Genomic DNA, 23,365 nt, shown 5'->3' on the forward strand with positions numbered 1-23,365 from the left:
CTTTAACTCGCTTTCGGTTGCAGCATCTGGGATCGCTTGCCGTGGAAATAGGCCTTGACCCAGGGGTGTTCGGATCGGAGCAGATCGCTCATCGGACCAATCGCAACGATCTTGCCGTCGGCCAGCGCAGCGACACGATCACAGACAGTATTCAGACTGGCCAGATCATGCGTCACCATGAACACAGTCAGTCCCAAGGTCTGCTGGAGGGTCTTGATCAAAGCATCGAAATCGCCGGCGGAGATCGGATCGAGACCGGAGGTCGGCTCGTCGAGAAACACAATCGCCGGGTCGAGCGCGAGTGCCCGCGCCAGCGCCGCGCGTTTGGTCATGCCGCCGGAGAGTTCAGCTGGAAATTTGTCGCCATCCTCGGCGCGAAGGCCGACCATCTCGAGCTTGGCGATGGCAATCTCATCCATCAGACCCTGCGACATCTGCAGGTTCTCGCGCAACGGAAACTGGACGTTCTGCTTGACGGTGAGCGATGAGAACAGCGCTCCCTGTTGAAACAAGATGCCCCAGCGCGTCGCCGCCTTCTGCGTAGCACGCTCCGCTGCGCCACCAAGCGGCACGCCCATGACCTCGATGGTCCCGCTGCGCCGTGGAATGAGCCCGATGATCGTTCGCATCAGGACCGATTTGCCGCCACCGGATGCGCCGACCAATCCCAGAATCTCGCCACGACGAACATCCAGAGAGAGCTCGTTCAACACGACCTGCCTGCCGAAGCCCACGACGAGGTCGGTCACCCGAATGGCGCTCGATGTCCCAGCATCATCCATTGCTACATTCCAATGGATGCGAAGAACACGGCGAACAGACCATCAAGCACGATCACCAGAAAGATCGACTTCACGACCGATGTCGTCGTCTGTTGTCCCAATGATTCTGCGCTCCCTTTGACGCGAAGGCCCTCGCTGCAGGCAACGATGCCGATCACCAGGGCCATAAACGGCGCCTTCAACATGCCCACCTCGAAATGCGTGACGGAGATGGCCTCATGCAGTCTCGCGATGAAGATAGCCGGCCCCATGCCGCCGTAGAGCTGGGCGACCAATCCGCCGCCATAAAGCGCGGCCATTGAACCGATGAAGGCCAGTATCGGCAACGTCAAGACCAACGCGACGATACGCGGCAAAATCAGGACCTCGACGGGATCGAGCCCCATCGTCACCAGGGCATCGATTTCTTCCCGCATCTTCATCGATCCGAGCTCAGCGGTGTAGGCGCTCCCCGATCGCCCCGCGACCATAATCGCAACGATCAGAACACCCAGCTCGCGGAGGACGAGAATCCCGACCATGTCGACGACGTAGGATTCCGCGCCGAAACGCCGAAAGTGGAAGATGCCCTGCTGAGCGATGATTGCGCCGATCAGGAACGTGATCAAAATCACGATTGGAATCGCCTGCCATCCGATCCGATACATCTGATAGACGAGCGACGTAATGCGCAGCGATTGCGGCCGACGCAACGCTCGCGCCAATGCGAACGACAGCGCCGCGAGCATGTCCAGAAATACGGTGATGTCACGGGCTGCGGATAGCGTCGAACGACCGAGGTCCGTGAGCTTGGCCACGATCAGGTTCTGGTGCGGCACCGGCGCGATCTCGCGCCGGTTGACCTGTCGAACCTCCTTCACCAGTCCGAGGTAGTTCTCGGCAACGCCGGTCATTTCGACGTGGCGACCGTCAGCGGAAGCCCGGCGACCAAGCTTTTCGAGCAGCCAGGCTCCGACGGTGTCGATCTCGGTGACCTCCCGGAGGTCGAGCTTCACAGCCCTCGCGGCGCCCAGCTTGGCGCTGGCCGAGCCGGTCAAGCTCTCGAGCTCAGCGACGTTGAGAGAGACCCAGGGGCCGCTCGGACGGAGCTCGAGCACCTCTTCCGTCGCCTCGGCGGTCAATCCCGGATGAGAACGCAATCGAATGTCTCCCTCGCTCTGCTTGTCCCTGGACACAGCACGTTCCTAGATCCCACCGGCCTTCCCCGCTTGACATGCATCAAACGGCACATGGCACACGATTGAGCGAAATCAAGCTTCCCGCTGTTGCTGCTTCTACAATGGATTGACACAGGACAAAACATGGCGATCGACGCTGCAACCCTCAGGAACGAGCTGGATGCTCTGACGGACGAACTCGGGCATCTGTTGCGGCACGCTGCCGCACATCGCGGCGGCGTCAATGCGCAGACGGCGTCAGAGCCGATCGCGGCAGCGATCAGCGCCTTGGGCGTGAGTCTGAGCGATGCCGATCTTCAGCTGGAACGGCTGATACGGGCTCGTCCGATCATGGCCACGGCTGCAGCCTTTACGATCGGCGTGGCCATCGGCCTTCTCTTGCGGAGAACTTAAGTGGATACGGAGAATGTCGCTAAACATTTACGCCTTCTCTGGCGCACCGACCGCGTCATCGCGGACATCAGGCTTCGACATCTGCTCATGGGCCTCGGCCTGCGCGCCTTCGCCGCGCTGATTGCCGTTTTCGGTCTGCTGATGCTCGAACTGGCGGCCTATCTTGCGCTGGTCCAGGTCACCTCCGCAGTCCTGGCCGCCGCAGCGCTTGGCGGCTGCAATTTCGTCATTGCAGCGATCCTGCTGATCCTCGCGTCCCGCGCCCCGTCGGGTCGCGAGCTCGAGCTGGCCAACGAGATTCATTCCTCATCGATGGATGCGCTTCAACTCGAAGCGCGATCCCTGCAGGCGCACATCTCGAGCGTGGTCAATCATCCCCTCAACAAGCTCATTCCGCTTCTCATCGTTCCCCTTGCAACGATGATCATCAAGACGTTGCGCACGCATGCCGGATCTGAGACCGACTCGGCCACTCCGCCGCCCGATCGCGCCTCAGCAACCTGAACCCGCATCAGCCGGAAGCTTGCGTCGACAATCTAAAGCTTCAACTTGACGTTACAGAGGTCACGCTCGGTCGGATCGGTTCTGACCTCGAATCCAAGATTCCGGCACATTTCCAACATCACGACGTTCTCCTGCAGTACGTCGCCAGAGATCATCTTCAGGCCTTCCGCCTTCGCATATTCGATGATCAGCTGCATCAGCGCCCAACCGAGACCCCTGCCCTTCAGGTCCGACCGCAACAGGATGGCGTACTCTCCGCTTTCATAGACCGAATCGGAGTGAATCCTCACGACGCCGACCAGTTCGTTGGTCGCTTCGTCGAGGGCAACGAAAGCCATCGCGCGCGCATAGTCGAGCTGCGTCAGGCGCGCGATGAACTCGTGCGTGAATTCCTTCATCGGCGCAAAGAAACGCAGACGCAGATCCTCAGCCGTCACGTGCTTGAGGAGCTCATGAATGATCGGTTCGTCCTCAGGTCGGATCGGTCGCGCAAAGATGCGCCAGCCATCCTTCACCTGAAGATGACGCTCCCATTGGCTCGGATAGGGCCGAACGGCGAAATTCGAAGGCCCGGAGCCCTTGAATTTGGGCGGGACCTCTCCGACCGCGATCCGCGCGTCCACCGCCAGGACGCCGCTCTCGTCCGCGAGCAGCGGGTTGATGTCCAGCTCACGGATTTCAGGAACGTCAGCAGCGAGCTGTGCAAGCTTCACCAGGACCAACGCAACCGCATCCGGCTTGACGGCGGGGACGTCGCGATAGGCCCGCAGCAATCGTGAGACCCGCGTTCGCTCGATGAGGTTGCGCGCCAGCTGGAGATCAAGCGGCGGCAGAGCAAGCGCCTTGTCATTGATGATCTCGACAGCCGTGCCGCCACGACCAAACACGATCACGGTGCCGAATGTTGGATCATCGGCGAGGCCCATGATGAGCTCCCGCGCCTTGGCGCGCACCACCATGGCCTGCACGATAACCCCGGAAATCCTCGCGTCGGGCCGAACAGCCTTGGCGCGGGCCATGATTTCGTTCGCCGCGTTGCGCACGGCTTCCACCGTAGTCAGGTTGAGGACGACACCGCCGACATCCGACTTGTGAACGATATCGCGCGACAGGATCTTCAGCACGACCGTCGCCCCCTGGGCAAACAGCTGGCTTGCATAGGCGACCGCCTCGTCCACCGTCGACGCCGCGAAGGTCGGCACCATCGCGATATCGTAAGCCTCCAGCAGCCGGCTGATTTCGACGGGATCGAGCCAGGTTCGCCCGTCGGCGAGCGCGGTGTCGACGATCTTGCGAGCCGTCTCGACGTCCGGCGCAAATGAGCTCGGCATCGCCGGCGGGACGGCCGCGAGCGACTCGACCACCTCACGGTGGCGAACGAGATGCATGAAGCCCCGGACGGCATCATCCTCGGTCGGATAGTTCGGGATCCCCGCGCCGCTCAAGGTCTCGATGACCGGCTGCTCTGCGCCAACCCATGCCGCCAGCACCGGCTTCGCCCACCGTCGGTGTTGTTTGCGATAGGCGCTGACGAACTGGGTGACCGCAGTCGCGATGTCGCTGGCCGATGCAATCGCAGTCTGAACGTTCATCACGAGGATTGCGTCATTGGCCTGATCGGCCAGGAGGGCCTCGAGTGAAGCGGTGTATCGGGCAGCATCTGCATCGCCGACGATATCGACCGGGTTCGATCCGGACCAGGTCGGCGGCAGCACGGCGTCGAGCTTGTCATGGACGGGAGGTGACAGGGCCGCCGGAACTCCTCCGAGCTCGACCAGGCGATCAACGGCGAGCACGCCGATCCCACCGCCATTTGTCAAAATCGCGAGCCGCTTGCCGGTTGGAGATTCGACCCGGCCCAGCGTCTCGGCACAATCGAACAGCTCTCGCAGATCCGAGACCCGCAGAACGCCCGCGCGGCGAAACGCCGCTTCGTAGACCGCATCTGCCCCGGCCAATGCGCCGGTATGCGTTGCGGCGGCTTTGGCGCCAAGCGCGCCGCGGCCCGACTTGACCACGACGACCGGCTTGACTCTGGCTGCAGCGCGCGCCGCGGACATGAACTTTCGGGCGTCCTTGACGGCTTCGATGTAGAGCAGAATCGCGCGGGTTCCACCGTCGAGCGCGAAATGATCCAGCAGATCGGCAAGATCGACATCCAGTTGATCACCGATCGAGACGATGCCGGAAAACCCCACGCCACGCTGTGCGGCCCAATCCACCATTCCGGCAGCAATGGCACCGGATTGCGAGATCAGCGCCAAGCTCCCTGCGATCGGCATATGCGCCGAAAAACTCGCATTGAGCTTGATGGTCGGCATCATGATGCCCAGGCAATTCGGCCCGATCAAACGCATGCCGTACTTTTGCGCGGCCTTCTCGGCCTGATCCGCCAGCGATCCTGCTCCGTGTCCAAGCCCTGAGGTAATGATCAGCGCCCCCGAAGTCCCCAACGCGCCCGCGCGATCGATCAGATCAGGAATCGAAGCCGGCGGCGTCGTGATCACGATCAATTCCGGCACGAAAGGCAATTCGGCTAGACTGCCGACCGACGAAATGCCGGAGATATCCGAATATCGCGAGTTGACGAGGCCGAGCTTGCCCTCGAACTGCGCCTTGACGATATTGTCGAGAATGGCCCTTCCGACCGAGTTCGGCCGCGGACTTCCGCCGACGAGCGCGACGGAGCGAGGCAACAGCAGGTTCCGCAATCGATAAGTCGACATTTCGATATCCAGCATGAGCCTGCGAACGGCGGCCGTGTCCCGCACAAGCATCTTAGTTTCAATCCGCGACAGGTCCAGCGCGGCTTATCATCCCAGTACGGGAGAGATGTGACGCTGCTCCGTTCTCGCAGGCCCACCTCGCTCCACCGGCCGGCATTTGATAGGCTCTCCAGCGCGCATGCGACCTTGACGGACATCAAACCCCTGCGTCCTGGCATGACTTATGTCACAGGCGCGACCCTGCCCAGGAGTCCTCGATGCACGCGATGGTGTTGCAACGACCAGGAGGAGTTCTTCAGTCCGAGACACTCCCGGATCCCGAGCCTGGTCCCGGCGAGATTCGCATCCGGGTCAGCGCATGCGGCGTTTGTCGCACCGATCTGCATCTCTGTGATGGAGAACTGCCGGACATTCGCTATCCGATCATTCCTGGCCACGAGATCGTCGGCCATGTCGACCGGATCGGTGCGGGCGTCACGACGCATCAGCTTGGCGCGCGCGTGGGCGTTCCCTGGCTAGGGCACACCTGCGGCCACTGCGCGTTCTGCTCGCACGGAATGGAGAATCTGTGCGATGAGCCTCGCTTCACCGGCTACACCCGCGATGGCGGCTATGCGAGCCACGCGCTCGCCGACTCAAATTATGCCTTCCCTCTCGACGGCCTCGGTGATGACGTCGCGGCTGCGCCGCTGTTGTGCGCCGGGCTGATCGGCTGGCGGTCTCTCGTCATGGCCGGAGATGCAGAAAGGCTTGGGATTTACGGTTTCGGAGCCGCGGGACACATCGTCGCCCAGGTTGCCCGCTGGCAAGGCCGGCAGATCTACGCGTTCACTCGCGAATGTGATCGAACGGCACAGGATCTTGCCCGCCGGCTCGGCGCAACCTGGACTGGAGCATCGGACCGGCGTCCCGATGTTGCTCTGGATGCGGCCATCATCTACGCGCCTACCGGCGAACTCGTTCCAGCCGCTCTGCGGGCCGTTAGAAAAGGCGGCCGGGTCGTCTGTGCGGGTATTCACATGAGCGACATTCCGAGCTTCCCCTATTCGCTCCTCTGGGGAGAGCGTCAGATCATGTCCGTCGCCAACCTGACCCGACAAGACGGCATCGATTTCCTGCGCGTGGCTCGGGACTCCCACATCGAGACACATACGACCGCTTATCCTCTGTCGGACGCAAATGCCGTTCTTGCTCGATTGCGGCGCGGCGAGATTCTTGGTGCAGCCGTTCTTGTGCCGGACGTCTGAATGCCAACAAGGGAAGCCGCGCTCATGACGTCACCGTCCGGTCAGGATCTCGTCTTGGCGTTCTTGGGCGACGGCAACCGGCACCCAGACGTTCGCCGCATCGATACACATGCGGCGTCTGTCTTCCTGTTCAGCGACCGCGCGCTGAAGGTCAAGCGTGCAATTCAGCTCCCATTCCTGGACTATTCGACGCTCGCGCTCCGCAAAGCTGCATGCGAGAAAGAGTTGGAGATCAATCGCCCGTTTGCCCCCGACATCTATCGCCGCGTCGTTGCCATCACGAAGGCGCCGAATGGGACATTCGCTATCGATGAGGCGGGTGATCCGATCGAATATGCGGTCGAGATGCGTCGCTTCGATGACAGCCAGACGTTGGATCATCTCGCGGAACATGCGCAGATGAACGCTGATCTGGCCGACCATCTGGCGGAGACCATCGCAGCGTCACATCAGGCTGCCGCAAAGGTCACGGATAGTGCGTGGATCGATTCCGTCCCGCGCTGGATCGACGCGTCCATTACCAGCTTTGAGGCCAGCCGGCGATTTCCGGCAGGGGAGATCGCGGAGCTTCATGCGCTCTGTCGTTCGGCCTTCTTGCGTCTCAAGCCATTGCTCGAGCGGCGCGCTGCCAACGGGAATGTCCGACGCTGTCACGGCGACCTCCATCTGGCCAACATCGTCATGATCGACGGCAAGCCGGTGCTGTTCGACGCCATCGAATTCGACGACCGCATCGCCACGATCGACGTGCTCTACGATCTCGCATTTCCGCTGATGGATCTGCTGCACTTCAAGCTGGCGGTCGCGGCCAATCATCTCCTGAACCGCTACCTCCTCGTCGCGGAGCCCGAACAGACGGACGGCCTTGCTGCTCTGCCCCTGTTCCTGGCCATGAGAGCAGCCATTCGAGCTCAAGTCTTCCTTGCGAAACTCGATCGCGGAGCGGCCGAACACAGCGATCCCCATCTCTCAACGACATTTGAGATCGCCAAAAGCTACTTTCAGCTGGCGCGCCGGCTCATTCAGCCGGCCGCTCCAATGATGGTCGCCGTCGGCGGCCTGTCAGGAACTGGCAAGTCTGCTTTGGCGCGCGCGCTCGCCCCTGAGCTTGCGCCGATACCGGGAGCGATCGTTCTGCGCAGCGACGTGCTACGAAAGCAGCTGTTTGGAGTATCCCCGAGCGAACGGCTGCCGACGACCGCCTACACGCCTGAATCAAGTGCGAGGGTATATCACGAACTGATGAACCAGGCCGCGCAGGTTCTGGCTCAAGGCTTCACCGTCATCGTCGACGCCGTGTTTGCACGTGAGGCCGAACGTCAGGCAATCCAGCAATTGGCAAATCGACTGCAAGTGCCCTTTGCTGGCCTCTTCCTCGTTGCAGACCTGCGCGTCCGGCAGGAGCGTATCCAGCGCCGGGTCAACGATGCGTCCGACGCCACAGCCGAGGTCGCTCGAGAGCAGGAACGCTATGATATCGGCGCTCAGGATTGGCTGCAGGTCGATGCGTCGGGAACGCCGGAAACGACGCTGGACCGAAGCATATCGCAACTGCGGATCAACCGCTGAGGACGGCGCCGCCCGATCCGGGCAAAGGCCCGAGACGAATGCCGGGCCTAGGTGTGGACGTAGTCGCCCGGCGCACTCCCAAGCTCATTCGAATGGTCCGTCCCCAGTTGCGGCGGGGCGCACGGCGATCCAGACTGCTGCGCCAGCCAAGCGGTCCAGGTCGGCCACCACGATCCCTCGATCCGCGGCGACGTGCTCTGCCACTCGTCTGGGCCAAGGTAAGGCGCGTCAGCCGCCTTGGTGCGCACCTGATGCGAATGTCCGGGCTCACCTGGCGGCGCCACGATGCCGGCATTGTGCCCACCGCTCGCCAGGACAAAGGTGACGTCGGCGTCGACCTCGTAATGGATCTTGTAAGTCGATTTCCACGGGGCGACGTGGTCGCGCAGCGTGCCGACAACGAACATCGGGGTATGGATGTCCGAGAGGGACACCGGCTTTCCTTCGACCCTGTACCGTCCTTCGGCAAGATCGTTGTTCAAAAACAGCTTGCGCAGGTATTCGGAGTGCATCCGATACGGCAGGCGCGTGGCGTCTGCATTCCACGCCATCAGGTCACTCGGATTGGCCCGCTCACCGAGAAGATAGTCACGCGAGACCCGCGACCAGATCAGATCGTTGGACCGCAATAATTGAAAGGCGCCCGCCATCTGCGTTGTGTCGAGATAGCCACGCTCCCACATCATGTCTTCCAGAAAAGCCACCTGGCTTTCATTGATGAAAAGCGTCAGCTCTCCCGCTTCTGTAAAATCGGTCTGAGCCGCAAACAGCGTGATCGTCTTGAGACGGGCGTCTCCGTCCCGCGCCATGGCCGCCGCGGTGATCGAGAGCAGCGTTCCCCCAAGGCAGTAGCCGACGGCATGGACCGGCGTGTCCGGCACGATCTTCCCGATCTCGCCCAATGCGGCCATGACGCCCAGCGACCGGTAGTCGTCGAAGGCAAGATCCCGGTCCTTCGCTCCTGGATTTCGCCAAGAGATCATAAACACCGTGAAGCCCTGGTCGGTCAGATACCTGACCAGGGAATTGTGCGGCGACAGATCGAGGATGTAGAACTTCATGATCCATGCGGGCACGATCAGCAACGGTTCTGGGCGCACCTTTTCGGTTGTCGGCGCATATTGGATCAGCTCGATCAGACGATTTCGGAACACCACCTTGCCTGCCGCAGTCGCGACCGTCCGGCCGACAACGAACTCGGCGCTGCTCGACGTCTTTCCGGGCTGCATCACCTGCATGAGATCGGCGAGCCAATTCTGCCAGCCGAAAACGAAGTTCTCGCCACCGCTTCGAACTGCTTTTTCCAGCACCTCGGGATTGGTCGCAGCGAAGTTGGATGGCGCGAACATATCGAGCAGCTGACGAAGCGAGAAATCTACGACGGCTTCGTTGGCCGGGTTGACTCCGCGAACGCCCGTGGTCGTCTTGTGCCACCAGTCCTCGCCCAGCAGGAAAGCCTGCGCGAACAGGTTGAACGGCTGCATCGTCCATTGCGGCTTGGAAAAGCGATGATCGTTGGCCTGCGGCCTGATCAGATCCCAGGGAGCCCGGTCCGGGTCCGCAAGATGTAACGACCGCTCGGCGAGTTGCCGAGCACCGTGCCAAGCATGACGGACGATTTCGATTTGGCGTTGAGGCGCCGCCGCCAGGTGGCACGCCCAGTCCAGATAGGCCATCGATAGCGCAGCCGGCGAGATTCCGCCCGTCAGGCGTGCCAGCACCGCGCTGAAGGCCTTGTCCAGCTCATGATCCTCGCGACTGAACTCCCTGCCAATCGCCTCGGCATCCTGAGGGAGCGGCTTCGCGTCGAGGCGGGCCAGTTGGCCCGATTCCGCCAACACCGGAGCGACACCGACAACGTCCTGCGCCCGCCCTTGGTCCTGGAGGGTCTTTGCTTCGCGACGATCCGGACGCGACGGCCCCCCACTCTTCAGTTTCGCCACCGTTGCCCCACGAGATTCACACTGGCATCAATGAGGCGCTGCCCGTGCCGGAAGAGCCGGTCGCAATCCCGCCTGACAAAGTCGAGCTGATGCTGTCCGCATTCCTGGACCATCGTTTGAATTCCCTTGACGGAATGCACCCCGGCCAGCTTCGACACGAACTCGGCCAGCAGATGCGTTTCCGTCCGCGTGCGGTCCAGCGCCTCATTACTGGCGAAGAGGATCTCTTCCAGAATGATCTGCTGCGAGCCGATGAGCAACTCAAGGGCATGCTTATTGGACAGGGCGACACGCTCGGACAGCTTGGCCGTTTCCTCGGCCACGACATTTGCCCCGGAGAGCTCAGACATGGGCACCTCTCCTCTTGCTGATCGATTCACTTTTAGCCCACGTCGCGGCCGAAACCTTGAGCTGCATCAATAGCCGGGCAACCTCCTCTTTGACCTGGGTCAATTCACCGCTTGACCGCGGGATTACGGTTCTGCAGCTTTTGACATCGGAGTTCGCCATGCGCGCCCATCAGATCATGACCCGTCCCGTCATCACCGTCACGCCGGATACGACGATTGTGGACGCGGCCAACATCATGCTCCAACGCCACGTCAGCGGCCTGCCGGTGGTCGATAGCAGCGGCAAGCTGGTCGGCGTCGTCTCTGAAGGAGATTTTATCCGCCGAACGGAGATCGGCACGGGACGCAAGCGCGGCCGCTGGCTCCGCTTTATTCTCGGGCCCGGAAAATCGGCCGCCGACTTCGTCCATGAACATGGACGCAAGGTATCGGAGGTCATGACCAGGTCTCCCCTGACGATCACGGAGGACGCCGCCCTGGCGGAGATCGTGGAGCTGATGGAAAAAAACCATGTGAAGCGGCTGCCTGTGGTCAAGGGTGACCAGGTCATCGGCATCGTGTCGCGGGCGAATCTGCTGCAGGCGGTCGCCACCCTCGGCCGGCAGGTCCCGGATCCCACGGCCGATGACGATCACATCCGCAATCGCGTGATCGACGCCCTCGAGAAGAATGACTGGTGTCCTTTCGGACTGTCCGTCATCGCCAAGGACGGCATCGTTCATTTGAGCGGCGTCATCACCGAAGAACGCTCGCGGCAGGCGGCCATCGTCGCCACCGAAAACGTCACTGGTGTGAAGAAGGTGCACGACCATTTGTGCTGGGTCGATACCATGTCCGGCATGTACCTCAACTCACCGGAAGACGAGGATATGGCAAAGGCCAGCTGAGGATCTATCGAGGCCCGGCCATCTTCATTGCCAGTCACGTACGGCCAGCACGCTTGCGCTTGGCTCAAGCGACCGTCTTGATCGGCCCAAACGCGCCCTGCTGACGGAAGGCTTCGATCTCCAGGTCGCTGTGCCCCAGCCGGTCGCGCAGAATATCCGTCGTATGCTCGCCAAGACGCGGCGCGGCCCGGGGCTCGACCGCGGGCGTCATCTGCATGGTGATCGCCGGCTCGACGTTCGGGACCGAGCCCGCAGTCGGGTGCGGAATGCGACACACGCGATCCCGCGCGCGGACCTCCGGAGCGTTGAAGGCCTGCTCCACCGTGCGAACACGGCCGACGGGAACGCCGGCTTGGTTCATCCGCGAGATCCAAACCTCCATGCGATCGGTGGCGATGAGGTCGGCGAGGATGCCGCGGAGTTGGGCGCGGTTGGTCCATCTCGCCCTCCGGGTGGCAAAGCGGGGATCGCTGAGAAGATCAGCGCGGCCAAGAACCTCCGTCATGAGGCGGTGGCAGAGCCGGTCGTTCCCGCATGCGATGTAGAGCGGACCATCCGACGCCTCGAACACGCCGACCGTCGGCGAATCGTTCGGCGAATTGCCTGTCCGAGAAGGGTTCACACCGCTCATGAGATAGGCCATTCCGGAGAAGCCCGTCATCGCCAAGGCAATATCGAACAATGCGACCTCGACGTGCTGTCCCCGGCCGAGTCGCTGCCTGGCCGCGAGTGCGAGGAGGATGGCATTGCACGCCGACATGCCCGTCGCGAAGTCGATGACCGGCGGGCCGGTTCGAATCGGCGGCCCGTCGGCAAATCCGTTGAGCGACATGAAGCCGCTTTCGGCCTGAGTAATCGGATCGAAACCCGAACGCCACGCAAACGGGCCCGTGCGGCCGTAGGCCGAGATCGAGCAATAGATCAGTCCCGGATTGGTCCGCGACACCGCCGGATAGTCGAGCCCATACTTTTCCATCACCGACGACGAAAAATTTTCGACCACGATGTCGGCCTTGGCGATGAGCGCGCGGGCAATGTCTCTGGCCTGTGCGACCGCGAGATCCAACACCATCCCCTGCTTGTTGCGATTGAGGCTGAGGAAAGCTGCGCTTTCACCGCCGAGTTCAGCATGCTCATAGGCACGGGTATCGTCCCCCTTGATCGGCTGCTCGATCTTGATGACCTCGGCCCCGAAATCCGCCAAGGTTTGTGTGCATGCAGGCCCGGCGACGACACGCGTGAAATCGATCACGAGCAATCCCGCCAAGGCGGCAGGCGCATCGCTCGGCCGCGGCTTGCGATCTGACAAGACGACCTCAGCCGGCATCCCCGGAGTCCTTCCCTCACGTCGATCGTCTGAAGCGATCGTTGCATGCGCGGATCAGCGCATGGTGCAACCAAGCACAAAACTGGCCTGCGCGCCAATTCCGTTGGCCAAACCAACCTCTGCTGCGACGCAGAAAGAGGCTGATTGGCTCACGCGCGGATCATCTTGCGCCAGTAGAGCGAGTTCCCCCATGCCCAAGGCTGAGCCGGCTCGAACAGCACATATCCGCAGCGAATGAAGTTGTTCGCCGAGATGATATTGCTCGTCGTGTCCGATACGATGCAACGGAGGCCGGAACGTCGCGCGCGCTGCTCGATTGCGCGCATCATGCGGCGCTGAAGACCGTGGCCGCACCGCTCGCGAAGAACCCCCACTCTGGAGAGGTAGCCGATCCCGCTTCCCAAGACGGACGGAACAAGGCCGGCAAAGGCCGTGGGCCGTCCCAACTCGGAGGTCATCCACCAATGGCCGACGTCGAAATCGGGCAGAGGCGCCCGATCCAGAAAGATGCGCGCGTGAAGGTCCTTCAACGTATCGACGACGTCCGGCTCACATGCGTCGACCTCGCGGATGCGGAAGCGGCGCGGACGCCGCAGGGTTTGCTTCGCCACGGCTTCACTTCCCGAGCACGACTTTGATGCCGAGCCAGATCGCGCCGACGATACCGGTCGCAATGACCGTGATGACCGCCTTGAACGTATAGCTCTGCGCCTGCTCCACGCTCTTACGCCAGCGCCGCAGGTGCTGGAAGTCGGCGCGGAGCTCCTTGCGATCCTCCTCCTCGATGCCGAAAGAAGTGAGAATCGTGACGATCGCCCTCATGACCACGGCGTCCATCTCGTCGCGCTCGACCTGGTTCTGCTTGATCAGCGTCTCCGCGACGACGGCCCTGATCTCGTCATGGGTGATGTTCATCGTCTGATGATCCTTGCAACGTTTTCGAAGCCACGCTTGGCGAAGTAGAAGGAAATAACGAGGTTGGCCGTCGTCGACGCAAAACCCGCCAACGGATCGGTCGAACCAAGGCCCAGCACCTTGTCCCACACCAAAAGCTTGGCGAAATAGATCGAGACGCAGTAGCCGATGAGCTTGTCCGGCTCGTACCAGCAGCCGATTTCGGCCGCGCGCAGCCGCAGCGTCGCCTCGTTCTCCGACACCTGGGCAGCGATTTCCGTCGCCGCCAGGTCTGCGGCGATCTTCGCGTCCGTGTTGCCCGCCTTGAGCTTCGCCTGGTAGGCGTCGATCAATCCTTTGATGACGGGCCCGCCGAGGAACCCCAGAATGCTCATCCACATGTCACGGCGCCCTCTTGAGCGAACGCAGCCGCGCGACGATCGTGATGAGCGAGATCAGCAGCAAGATCCGTCCGACCGCGCGGCTGTCGCCGACCGCAGCGCTGATCTGATCCTTGAGGGCCGGATCTCCCAGCGCGTCGCTGAGACCGTCGATGATCGAGAGGAGACATCCGATGAACGCCAATACATACCCCCACGCGATCGTCAGCGAATGACGGCACGCAGCCTTGACTCTTGCCCACATGGCCTGGCCTTTCCTTGAGATGTGAAGATTGTGCCGCGCATTTCGTCGACCGCCCGAGGCGCGATGCACTGCTTGCGATTTCCGCGTCACCACCTCGGCGACCTGTCGGTGGCGCAACACCAGGCGCCAGCTCGGCAGCAGAAGCGGTTCAGCGACGGCCGAGAACGCGCATCACAAGGTCAACAAAAAGGGCTCCAATGGAGCCCTTTGCCGGATGCCTGATCGATGCTCGTGATGGGGCCGGCGGCCCACTCCGGGGCGGCGGTTTCGCCTCCTCCGGCCCTGCCGCGAAACTGATGCTCGGATCGATCTCCATCATGGCCTTCAGCAGGCCTGCACAACCTGGCTGCCGGTCGACCGCCCGGGGATCATACACCCCGTCCCTGACATATTTTCCAGCGCGATACTGGTCGGTCCCCGCCCACACGTAAGGCGAGGGCACGCCACGACGCGCATAGCCCAGCCCGTTATACTGCTCGAGCAGTGTCAAGGCGCCCCCAATCGACCAGTCCTGCCAACGCGCCGCATACGGCGCACAGTTGACGAGAGCATCGACAGCCGCCTCTTCCCACGACTCGAACGGCCCGCGCCCAGCCGGAACATGGACCGACACACGATCCCAAGGATCCCCTTGCGCCAGCGACCGTGACCAGCTTTGAGACGACTCCCGCTCGTGAATCACGGCAATGATCGCCCAGGGGACGCCGGTCCGTTTGGCCACGGACTGATACCGCGGCCTGGCTGCAACCAGGCGGCGGGCTATTGAACTGACCTCACGTGTCGCTCTAACTTTGTCCCATCGTTCACCATTCATCCTTGACAGACTCGCCACCATATCCATCGAACAAATCTCCCAACTATGGCAATAGTCGTCGCCGCGCCCTTGCTCGCCAGGACGTTGTGTGTTTTTTTGTTGCGATCAGTTTCTGACGCTTACAGGAAATGCATGAAGTACCGGCAAATTTGTGATCTGACGGTCTCAGAGGTCGCTCTGGGCTGTTCAGGTTTCTGGGGAAACAAACGGTTCGAAGAAAGAAAAGCGATTCGGATTGTGCGCGAAGCCTTCGAACTAGGTATCAATTACTTCGACACTGGGCACAACTATTGCAACTATAACGCCGAACCTAGGCTTGGAAGAGCCTTGTCGGAAATAGTAGCCTCTACGGATCGCTCAAAACTGGTAGTTTCGACCAAGGCAGGAACAATCCGTGCGCGGCCCCTACTTTCATGGAAGGAAGTGAGGACTACAGATCACAGCCCGGAATATATCGAGAGGGCCTGCATCCAAGCGATCAAGAACTTGGGGGTAGGCTACATTGACATCTTCTATCTTCATAATTTTTCCAAAGAATCTATCACCGATGAGCTTTTGACTCGCCTGCAACGCATGCAGCGGAGCGGCATGTTCCGCCTGCTAGGCATAAACACTCACCGGGAAAGTCAGATGCGATATGCTGCCGACTTGAATGGCGTATTCGATGTAGTCTTAATCGATCTAAACGTAGCCCAACTGGACCGCATTCCTATTATTGAGTATATGCACAATGCGGGACTCTCCATAGTTGCCGGGACAGTGCTTGCACAAGGCCACCTAATCACCGGGAAGATCGGACATATACGGAGGGCAGCGGATTTATGGTATCTTGCCCGAGCGACGCTCAAGCCGGAATCTCGAAAGCTCGCGGATGCAGCGCGTTTCGTCCGCCCGGCACTCGCATCAATTCGCAGCATGACTCCTGCTCAAGCAGCCATCGCTTATGTCCTATCGCTTCCTCAGGTCTCTTCCTGTGTGATCGGGACGACCGATCTTCGCAATCTCCACGAAGTTGCGGGTTCGACAGAGAAAGCTCTGTCCTCACTTGAGGTTGATTCAATTTTATCGGCGTTCCAGAAGCAGTCCGGTCGAGTAAGTGCTTAGATTATTCGGATGATGTAGTTCGTCAGGATCGTGGGCTGCAGTATGTTGTGCGAGCTTCCACCTCCCGTGTATCCGATTGAGACGCTTATACCTGTTACCGCTGCGCCCGTTGTGGTTACAGAGTTTCCATAAGTCGACGATTGGGCTCCGCCACCTGCGTTCCATTGGTTGGAAGCGTAGACTGCGATCGTCGAACTATGGACGTGAGACGGATCGTTTACCGCAGCACCATGGCTGTGGGACGGAAGCTGATCTATCGTAAGTGTATGAGTGTCAGATCCTCCAACTCCCCCCAGAGAGTGGCGGAGGGCTGCAAGGCTGCCAGCTACGAGGCGGTTTGCCGTTGCACCTCCCATATTGTCCAAACAGGCACGTACCCTCCCACGAAGATCGGGCAAATTGAACGTCGTACTGCCGTCCCCGCCGCCATACGTTGTACCGATCAGGGCGAACAATGTCGCATAAGTCGCACGGCTGATCGCCTGTCCATAAGGGAACGCGAAAGAGCTGTTGGGCGCGATCGCGCCCCAGAAGTCGAGGCCGGCGGCCAGAGGGATGTTGTAGGGGTTGCCGTAGAACCCATGCAGGTAGAAGCTACCGTCAGGGTGATTGTAGATGGCCACATAGGGCGTCCCCTGGATGATCGTTCCTGGCAAGAGGTCCGCATTCGGTCCGCTGCGGAGCGGTTTGGCGCCGAGGGAGTCGACATTGAGGGTGACCGGTGCGCCGTTGGTGACATGCGGCGTGAAGGCGATGATCTGGCCGTTGAGATTTGGCAGCGTATCGAACTGCTGATTGCTTCTCACTGCATAGGCGGTGCTCGTCCCGCTCGTCGCGAGCGCCCCCGCGATATCGTCACGGTATTTTGCGGTCGCCGCCATCATGGCGCGGGCGGAGTCGTTGATGCTCGAGGGCGCCTGCCCTTCTGACCAGTTGATCGACGGATCTGCCGTGGCGTCCGCCGATGCGGTCTGCGACCAGCGATAGAGTGTCATGCTGCTCCTCGAATAAAAAAGGCAGCCATACGGGCTGCCCGGATATCGATCCTGAACTTAGAAATGGGTGCACATCGGCAAGCCGGACGCGAGCCGCGTTTGCGGCGCCGCTACGCCTGCCGCTTCAACATCAGATATTGCTCGCACGCACATGACGGCGCCTTGGCGATCAGGAGATTGCGGATCACGCCCCTGGGCACGCCGGGACTTTCCTTTGCAATAGCGTCGACGCGGTCCTGAACGACCTGGTCGACCTCGGCGCGGATCAGCTCAATCCTGTCTTCCAGGCTGAGCACGCTGCGGTTCTGCTTCATTGGTCTGGTCCTTTTCCATTGGGGGCCGCGCAGCCCGAAGCCGGGCGAGCATCTTGTTGGCATGAGCAAGGGCGTGCTGTGTGCGCCTCAGACTCTTTTCGCGTCCGATCTCGTGGGCGGCGATGAAGACTTTGAGATCATGAGGCAGCGCCTTGAAGCGCTGCTTCCACGCATCCGGCCACGACAGAGGTGGCGAGAGCTCGGCGATATCGTCGAGCGCGAGCGCGACCGGCCCTCCCACGGTCGGATCAGCCAGCCCCAGCGTCACATGCGTGCATGAGATCTCCTGAATGGCTTGCCAGAGCGCCTCAATCCCCATGCCCGCGTGATCTCTCACGAAGCGGGCAACCACCGCCGGCGAGGCCGGGCAAAACATTTCGCGCTCGCGCTCACACCAGCGAGCGAACAGCGGCGCACGCTGCCTGCGCGCAGCAGCGAGCGCCGCAAGAACCGGGTTCGCCACGACCGGACTCACGGCCGCTCCGACCTACGAGCCTGGTAGAGCGCGACGGCGTCCTTGAGATCCCCTGATGATGTCAAGCGAGCGTTGAGCGCGCGCAGGTCGGTTCGCCCACGTTGGCCGGACGAGCCGGAGACGCCGGGACGCACCACGGGCGGAACAGCCTTCGTGACGACGGAGTCCTTCGCTTTCATCATCAGTCGATAGCGCGCCGCGTCGTACATCATTCGTTGAAATGTCGCGTGACGCATCAATGGCTCGGTCTGAAACAAGCGATTGAGTTCCGACTGAGTAATGCCGCTTTCTTTCGCTACTTCCAAGATCTCTGCCGCCACCGCTTGGCGGACGGCCGTCGGCTCATGTTTGAGCAGGCCCTCGAGCTTGCTGTCCTGCTCGTGGGCGAAGGACTGGAAACTGTTCTGAGCGAATTCCGCCTGGCGGCGCTGCTCCTGGGCCTGCTGCGCCAGCAATTGATCGGACATCGCAACCGCGGCCTGGATCCGCCCAAACTTGCCGGGATCATCCCGCGACATTCGTTCGAGCGCCAAAGGCATCTGCTCGGCCGGCATACCCGCAAACTCAGGGAATTGACTGAGAAAGCTCGCCTGGGCGATCTGAACGGCAGATGCCAGTCCATCTCGATAGGACTGGCGGGCAGCTTCGGCCTCGCCAATCCTCTGCTCGATTGCCTGCAGCACCTGCGGATGGCTCAGCGCCCGCTCCAGTTCCGACGCGAGGCGGTCGGCCTCGTCCGCCTCCGCCCTGCCCGGCTCAGGAGCGAAGTCTGCCTCCCCGCCGTCAGCCGGCCCGGATGTCGCGCCATTCCTCTCCTGCCTGGCCCCGGGATCCATCTCCGCCGTCGCATCATCCCGCTCGGCGAGTCTGATCCTGGCATGATCCCGTGCAGCCCGGTCCAAGGTGACAGCCTCTGTCGGGTCGACGACATTGCCGGACTCGTCGACATACTCCCGGACCATCACCGGCGAGCGGGAGGAGCTCCTTTGCTCGGCGGCTTCGCGCAGCGACGCTGCATCGCTCTCGATCGCCTCGCGATCCGGCCGCTCCTCGGGGTCCGGCATCGGCTTATAGCCGGCGCTCTGCAGCTCAAAGGAGGCTCCAGTCAAGAGAGCCTCGGGTTCATCGGACATTCGCAACCGCTCCATTCTAATTGGCGCCCAGCAGCACGACCGGCACCTGACTATTTCTTGATCGCGCCGATCAGGCCGCTGATGCCGCCAGCAATCTTGGCGAACTGATCCGCTCCGGACATCTCCTGTGTCCCAGTCATGGTCCCGCTGGATTGCTGGCCAAGCTGGGCGATCGGGGTCCCGATCTGTGCCAGCAGCCCGAGCGCCTGCACCGGGATGCCGCGGCGCTGCGCCTCCTCGGCGAGCGTTGCATTGGCGCCGTAGTTCTTGGCGTCGAGCGCGGCCTGCGAGGCCGTCACGCCCTGGCCCTGGTTCGCAAGATATTGCTGCTGCATGCCGCCGAGCATGCTGGCCGTCGTGTTGCCGGCGCCGTAGAGCGCGTTCGCCGCGGCGAGCTGGTTCTGGACATCCTGATTGTACTGGGCCGCGATGACAGGCGCTTCTGCCGCCGCGACGCCACGGCCGTAAGCCATCTGATTGGCGCCGCTGAAGTCGCGGCCCGCGGCTGCGAACTGGCCGTTGATGGAGGCGCCGACATCGTTCTGGATCTGCGCCAGTTGCGCCGCAAGCGCCGGATTGTTGCCGATCATACTGCCGTTGGCGTAGGGCGTCAGCTGGCCCTGCAGCGCCTGCAGATTGGCTTGAGCCGCTGGCGCCTGCGCCAGCGCATTGCCGCCATTGAGCAGCGACTGCGCATAGGAGCCGATGCCGCCCGCATAGGGATTGCCCTGCGCCGCATTCTGCTTCAGCTGATCGAGCGCGCCGGTTTCGGCGCCGGTCAGCGCGGTGTTGTTGAGGCCGCCTGACACCTGCGAGAGAATGCTCTGCAGCATCGGCTGCGCCGGCTGCCACGGCTGCGTCTGGGATTGCTGTGTCTGGGTGCTGGTTGATTGTCCGCCCATCGTATGAAAGTCCGTTCTTGTGAAACCGAATGTTCTAAATCTGCAGTCAAAAGAACCTATCGCTGCTCCAATCGCAAATTCGGCTGACTCGCTCAGCGAGCAGATGGTCTTGAGATGAGCTGTCGTGTTATGCGCGGCTTAGAAAGTGTAGGAGACGATGAGGGCGGTGGGGCTTCCCCAGGCGCGATAGAACCAAGCTTATTCATCTTCTGATAGAACTCTTCAGCGTATTGACCGCGCTCGAGATGCGCGCCGGGCACTTTCCAGTTCTTCGGACGTTCGAAGAGGAGCATCGCTTGTCCTGCTTCTGCCGGCGTCGAGGCTCCCAAAAGAGCACGATAAGCTCGCTTTTCTGGACCCTGCAATTCTGAGTGCAAGAATTCCAATTGCGTTTCGAAGTCCGTCCAGGGCACTCCTTTGGAAGCTGCATATTTCCGGAGAGCCTCCGCCCTTGTCGAATTCCATTGCGCGATCCCAATACTGTCAGTTTTATCTTGCCCGTCGCCCGGATTGATGTGAGCCGGATTGAGATCGTGACCACTTTCCCCCATGAGATTGCCGACGATGCCAGCCGCTTGATGTGGAGGGAGACCTTGTTTGACGTAGTACTCAAAGGCTCGGCGAGCATTACCAAGCTTGGTGGCTGTCCCGAGAGAGGGCCCTTGCGTCTGATCAGAGCGTTTCGGAACTACAGGATTGCCGGGCGCGCCGTTATATCCAGCGGCGAGCTGAGAAGGCTGGTATGCAGCCTGCTCCTGCTGCAGCCCGCGCAACCGATCGATCAGCGCCATCGAAGGATTGATCTCCGACCTCACGCTCAGCCCAAGTCCTGGCCCGGCGCTCTGGTCCGGCGCCGGCGGCTGCGGCTGCACCATACCTTGCAGTGTCTTCAGCAGCGCCGGTCCCCAGCCACTATACGTCTGCGGGTCGAACTCGCTCTCATCGAAACCAGCCATCACCTCATCTCCTTTTCCATGACCACATGTGTCTGCGCGTAGCCGTCGAGCACGCGTTGCCAGCCCTTCCGGCCGAAGATGCGCACGCTCCGGCATCCCTCGGCCTTGGCATAAGCCTCGATGCCGCCGATCAGCGACAGCCAGCGGCGGCATTCGGAGCCTGCACAAGCGACGATCACGCAAACCTTGCCCGCATCCGTCGCCTCGAGTCGCGTCGTGGCGACCGCTTCGATCACCACCACACCAGCGTCCCTGCCCAGCGCCAGCCACAGCAGCGCGCACCCATCCAGCACCTCGCGCTCGACATCGGCAAAAGCTGACAGCTTGGTGCGCGCTACCGCACGCCGCACGCGTGCCGCGACCAGCGGCCATATCAATCCCACCTGGCCCGGATCGACGCAGGCAAGCTCAGCCGAGCAGTGCATAGAGGAACGTCCGGGTCGACGCGGCGCTGTTGGCGTGGGTCAGCGTGAACGAGCCGTTGCTCACGGCGCTCACAAAGACCGTGCCGTTGCCGAGCTCGGTCGCCGCCGCAGCTGTGGCCGGGGTGAGGATCGGCGTCGAGCCGGCCGAGCAATTCTTGTCGGCGACCACGGTGCTCACAGCGCCCGCGGCCAGCGTGACACTGCCAACCGCATTGGATCGTCCGGATGCGAGCTGCTGCAGTGCCAGGATGATCTTCTTGAGATCCGTCTCGGTAATACCGGGAACGTAGGCTGTCATAGAGTCCCACTCACTGTCAGGTCAGGAACGACACCGGCACAGAACGTCCATGAGGACGCTGCGGGAATGCGGACCTTGAAACGGGCGTAGCGTGTGTCTCGTCGGACGTCGCAGCGGCCGGTACGATCATTGACGGCGATCTCTGCCCCCGGTGCGGCCGGCTTCGAGGGCGCGTCCCGGGAGGACACCGATCCATAAAGTGCTGTGGCATCCGTCACCGGCCGGAAGCCGCGGATCATGATCCGGTTGTCATCCGTGCCCTGCTCTGCGGTTTCGATCGTCGCCTCGAGATTGCTGCCCCGGAAGAAGCCGAGCACATGGCCTGCCGAGAACTGCGCGATCTCGGGCTGCACAGCCGTCGCATAGGCGTCGAGACTCAACGTCATCGCGTCGATCGAGGACGAGATGCTGTCGAGATTTTCGAGCGTGACGCCCGTCTGCGACATGCCGAGCAGATACTCGCCTGCCGCCGAGATCGAGAAGAAGCGATCGAGCAGGAAATCGTAGCCGAGCAGCTTGTCATAGGTACCGATCGCGCCGGAGACGGATTTGTAGGACCAGAACACCCGGGTCGAGCGCGGATCCGCTGCGCCGATCAGCAATTGCAGATTGCCCTTGTCGAGATCGGCAAGGAACGTGCGGTCCACCTTCTCGCGGCCGATCGGCTGCGGCACGCCGCCAGGCTCGATCTTGTGAAAGCCCTGCCCTGCGTAGAAGAAGATCCGTTCACCGGCGCGAATGATCGAGTATGGCGCGTAAAGCCCCTTGTCCTGGGTGATGCGGTCGATCTGAAAGATGATCGGCGACCCCGGAACGTAGGACATCCGCCGGATCGCCTGATCCTGGAAGATGATCCCGGCTTCGCCGCCGGCAACGCCGCGGACGATGCCGCCGTCGGGAAAGTCCTGATGGTCGGATCCCGCAGTAAGGCCATCCCAGGCTGTTGCGGAGTTGAAGTTGTTGAGGCCCGACCATTGGATCCGGTACGGCGTCGAGAGCAGTCCGGATAGCACGAGAAACCGTCCGACGACGCTGATATAGGCCGCCTGCGGTGGCGCTCCCAACGCGTTGTCGAATGCGGTCGACGACGTCAGATCGAACACCTGAAGCAGCGCGTTGGCCTGCGTGGCGAACACGAGATTGCCCGTCTGGGCAAACTGCCATTGCGCCGACGAGGACAGCTGCGCATAGCTCGCGCCGCCCTTGGAGACATCGAGCCAAGTGAAGTCCGTGTTGTTGAGGCGGTAGAGCCTCGTGGCCGTTCCCGCAAACGTGACGACGGTGCCGTCCGACTTCAGCGCGTAGAATGCGCCACGGCAGGACTCCGGCAGCGCCGACGTATAGGGCGAGAAGGATGGAAACGGACCGTAGCCATCGCCGCGCGGCACGACATTCTGAATGTTGCGCGTCGCCTGACCTTCATAGTCGCTCACGTCGGGCCTGTATTCGCCGAAGGCAAGAAGAGGCATGTCACATCCAAACACGGGTTGCCGCCGGCAGTTTC

At 61.7% G+C, this 23,365-nt stretch carries 26 protein-coding genes; 6 read left to right on the forward strand and 20 right to left on the reverse strand.

Going from position 1 to position 23,365, the window contains the following annotated elements; genetic code table 11:
• Positions 1-2: 2 nt before the first annotated feature.
• Positions 3-782, reverse strand: a complete 780-nt coding sequence (locus tag NLR35_RS21645; protein WP_257168554.1) for an ABC transporter ATP-binding protein — start codon at positions 780-782, stop codon at positions 3-5.
• A gap of 2 nt (positions 783-784) precedes the next feature.
• Positions 785-1,921 carry an MlaE family lipid ABC transporter permease subunit gene (locus NLR35_RS21650; RefSeq protein WP_257168679.1) on the reverse strand — a complete coding sequence of 379 codons (1,137 nt, stop codon included), beginning with the start codon at positions 1,919-1,921 and terminating at the stop codon, positions 785-787.
• A gap of 162 nt (positions 1,922-2,083) precedes the next feature.
• Between NLR35_RS21650 and NLR35_RS21655 the strand changes: the two genes are divergently transcribed.
• Both NLR35_RS21655 and NLR35_RS21660 read left to right on the forward strand, forming a co-directional pair.
• On the forward strand, positions 2,084-2,353 hold the full coding sequence (locus NLR35_RS21655) for a hypothetical protein (RefSeq protein WP_257168555.1): 270 nt from the start codon (positions 2,084-2,086) through the stop codon (positions 2,351-2,353).
• Positions 2,354-2,857, forward strand: coding sequence for a phage holin family protein (locus tag NLR35_RS21660; RefSeq protein WP_257168556.1), 504 nt, complete (start codon positions 2,354-2,356; stop codon positions 2,855-2,857). It begins immediately after the preceding gene.
• A gap of 32 nt (positions 2,858-2,889) precedes the next feature.
• Here the strand turns inward: NLR35_RS21660 and NLR35_RS21665 are convergent, their stop codons facing one another.
• On the reverse strand, positions 2,890-5,583 hold the full coding sequence (locus NLR35_RS21665; RefSeq protein ID WP_257168680.1) for a bifunctional acetate--CoA ligase family protein/GNAT family N-acetyltransferase: 2,694 nt from the start codon (positions 5,581-5,583) through the stop codon (positions 2,890-2,892).
• Between the two features lie 257 nt (positions 5,584-5,840).
• Between NLR35_RS21665 and NLR35_RS21670 the strand changes: the two genes are divergently transcribed.
• Both NLR35_RS21670 and NLR35_RS21675 read left to right on the forward strand, forming a co-directional pair.
• Positions 5,841-6,830 (forward strand): zinc-dependent alcohol dehydrogenase family protein, encoded by a 990-nt coding sequence (locus NLR35_RS21670; RefSeq protein WP_257168557.1) that lies wholly within the window; start codon positions 5,841-5,843, stop codon positions 6,828-6,830.
• Between the two features lie 24 nt (positions 6,831-6,854).
• A complete protein-coding gene (locus NLR35_RS21675; protein ID WP_257168558.1) occupies positions 6,855-8,399 on the forward strand; it encodes a bifunctional aminoglycoside phosphotransferase/ATP-binding protein in 1,545 nt (514 codons plus the stop codon).
• 47 nt (positions 8,400-8,446) lie between these two features.
• Here NLR35_RS21675 and NLR35_RS21680 read toward each other — a convergent pair whose 3' ends face one another.
• A complete protein-coding gene (locus NLR35_RS21680; RefSeq protein ID WP_257168681.1) occupies positions 8,447-10,174 on the reverse strand; it encodes an alpha/beta fold hydrolase in 1,728 nt (575 codons plus the stop codon).
• Positions 10,175-10,329: 155 nt separating this feature from the next.
• Positions 10,330-10,692, reverse strand: coding sequence for a hypothetical protein (locus tag NLR35_RS21685; RefSeq protein ID WP_257168559.1), 363 nt, complete (start codon positions 10,690-10,692; stop codon positions 10,330-10,332).
• Between the two features lie 158 nt (positions 10,693-10,850).
• On the opposite strand from NLR35_RS21685, the gene NLR35_RS21690 reads away from it, so the two are divergent.
• Positions 10,851-11,579 (forward strand): CBS domain-containing protein, encoded by a 729-nt coding sequence (locus NLR35_RS21690; RefSeq protein WP_257168682.1) that lies wholly within the window; start codon positions 10,851-10,853, stop codon positions 11,577-11,579.
• A 64-nt stretch (positions 11,580-11,643) separates the two neighbouring features.
• Here NLR35_RS21690 and NLR35_RS21695 read toward each other — a convergent pair whose 3' ends face one another.
• The 6 genes from NLR35_RS21695 to NLR35_RS21720 all read right to left on the reverse strand — a co-directional run bounded on the left by NLR35_RS21695 (position 11,644) and on the right by NLR35_RS21720 (position 15,286).
• On the reverse strand, positions 11,644-12,906 hold the full coding sequence (locus tag NLR35_RS21695) for a CaiB/BaiF CoA-transferase family protein (RefSeq protein WP_257168560.1): 1,263 nt from the start codon (positions 12,904-12,906) through the stop codon (positions 11,644-11,646).
• A 149-nt stretch (positions 12,907-13,055) separates the two neighbouring features.
• Positions 13,056-13,517 carry a GNAT family N-acetyltransferase gene (locus tag NLR35_RS21700; protein WP_257168561.1) on the reverse strand — a complete coding sequence of 154 codons (462 nt, stop codon included), beginning with the start codon at positions 13,515-13,517 and terminating at the stop codon, positions 13,056-13,058.
• Positions 13,518-13,521: 4 nt separating this feature from the next.
• Complete coding sequence (locus tag NLR35_RS21705) at positions 13,522-13,821, reverse strand: hypothetical protein (protein WP_257168562.1); 300 nt, start codon at positions 13,819-13,821, stop codon at positions 13,522-13,524.
• Positions 13,818-14,201, reverse strand: a complete 384-nt coding sequence (locus NLR35_RS21710; RefSeq protein ID WP_257168563.1) for a hypothetical protein — start codon at positions 14,199-14,201, stop codon at positions 13,818-13,820. The genes NLR35_RS21705 and NLR35_RS21710 overlap by 4 nt, the downstream gene beginning before the upstream one ends.
• 1 nt (position 14,202) lies before the next feature.
• Positions 14,203-14,562 carry a hypothetical protein gene (locus NLR35_RS21715; protein ID WP_257168564.1) on the reverse strand — a complete coding sequence of 120 codons (360 nt, stop codon included), beginning with the start codon at positions 14,560-14,562 and terminating at the stop codon, positions 14,203-14,205.
• A 31-nt stretch (positions 14,563-14,593) separates the two neighbouring features.
• Complete coding sequence (locus NLR35_RS21720; RefSeq protein ID WP_257168565.1) at positions 14,594-15,286, reverse strand: hypothetical protein; 693 nt, start codon at positions 15,284-15,286, stop codon at positions 14,594-14,596.
• A 105-nt stretch (positions 15,287-15,391) separates the two neighbouring features.
• Here NLR35_RS21720 and NLR35_RS21725 point away from each other — a divergent pair, with 105 nt between their 5' ends.
• A complete protein-coding gene (locus NLR35_RS21725) occupies positions 15,392-16,363 on the forward strand; it encodes an aldo/keto reductase (protein WP_257168566.1) in 972 nt (323 codons plus the stop codon).
• Here NLR35_RS21725 and NLR35_RS21730 read toward each other — a convergent pair.
• The 9 genes from NLR35_RS21730 to NLR35_RS21770 all read right to left on the reverse strand — a co-directional run bounded on the left by NLR35_RS21730 (position 16,360) and on the right by NLR35_RS21770 (position 23,330).
• Positions 16,360-17,358 (reverse strand): phage tail protein, encoded by a 999-nt coding sequence (locus tag NLR35_RS21730; protein ID WP_257168567.1) that lies wholly within the window; start codon positions 17,356-17,358, stop codon positions 16,360-16,362. The two genes, NLR35_RS21725 and NLR35_RS21730, sit on opposite strands and share 4 nt — an antisense overlap.
• A 110-nt stretch (positions 17,359-17,468) precedes the next feature.
• Entirely contained in the window at positions 17,469-17,672 is a 204-nt protein-coding gene (locus NLR35_RS21735; protein ID WP_257168568.1) for a hypothetical protein, read from the reverse strand.
• Positions 17,629-18,135: a hypothetical protein gene (locus NLR35_RS21740; protein WP_257168569.1), complete on the reverse strand. Its 507-nt coding sequence runs from the start codon at positions 18,133-18,135 to the stop codon at positions 17,629-17,631. Before NLR35_RS21740 ends, NLR35_RS21735 begins: the two co-directional genes overlap by 44 nt.
• An 8-nt stretch (positions 18,136-18,143) precedes the next feature.
• A complete protein-coding gene (locus NLR35_RS21745; protein ID WP_257168570.1) occupies positions 18,144-19,280 on the reverse strand; it encodes a hypothetical protein in 1,137 nt (378 codons plus the stop codon).
• Positions 19,281-19,330: 50 nt separating this feature from the next.
• Positions 19,331-20,182: a tail fiber domain-containing protein gene (locus NLR35_RS21750; RefSeq protein WP_257168571.1), complete on the reverse strand. Its 852-nt coding sequence runs from the start codon at positions 20,180-20,182 to the stop codon at positions 19,331-19,333.
• A 92-nt stretch (positions 20,183-20,274) separates the two neighbouring features.
• Positions 20,275-21,138 (reverse strand): phage tail tip lysozyme, encoded by an 864-nt coding sequence (locus NLR35_RS21755; protein ID WP_257168572.1) that lies wholly within the window; start codon positions 21,136-21,138, stop codon positions 20,275-20,277.
• Entirely contained in the window at positions 21,138-21,563 is a 426-nt protein-coding gene (locus NLR35_RS21760; protein WP_257168573.1) for a hypothetical protein, read from the reverse strand. Before NLR35_RS21760 ends, NLR35_RS21755 begins: the two co-directional genes overlap by 1 nt.
• Positions 21,547-21,861, reverse strand: a complete 315-nt coding sequence (locus NLR35_RS21765) for a hypothetical protein (RefSeq protein ID WP_257168574.1) — start codon at positions 21,859-21,861, stop codon at positions 21,547-21,549. Before NLR35_RS21765 ends, NLR35_RS21760 begins: the two co-directional genes overlap by 17 nt.
• Positions 21,858-23,330, reverse strand: a complete 1,473-nt coding sequence (locus NLR35_RS21770; protein ID WP_257168575.1) for a hypothetical protein — start codon at positions 23,328-23,330, stop codon at positions 21,858-21,860. Before NLR35_RS21770 ends, NLR35_RS21765 begins: the two co-directional genes overlap by 4 nt.
• Positions 23,331-23,365: the final 35 nt, after the last annotated feature.

This window comes from Bradyrhizobium sp. SRS-191, from assembly GCF_024586915.1.
In the GTDB taxonomy this organism is placed as follows: Bacteria; Pseudomonadota; Alphaproteobacteria; order Rhizobiales; family Xanthobacteraceae; genus Bradyrhizobium.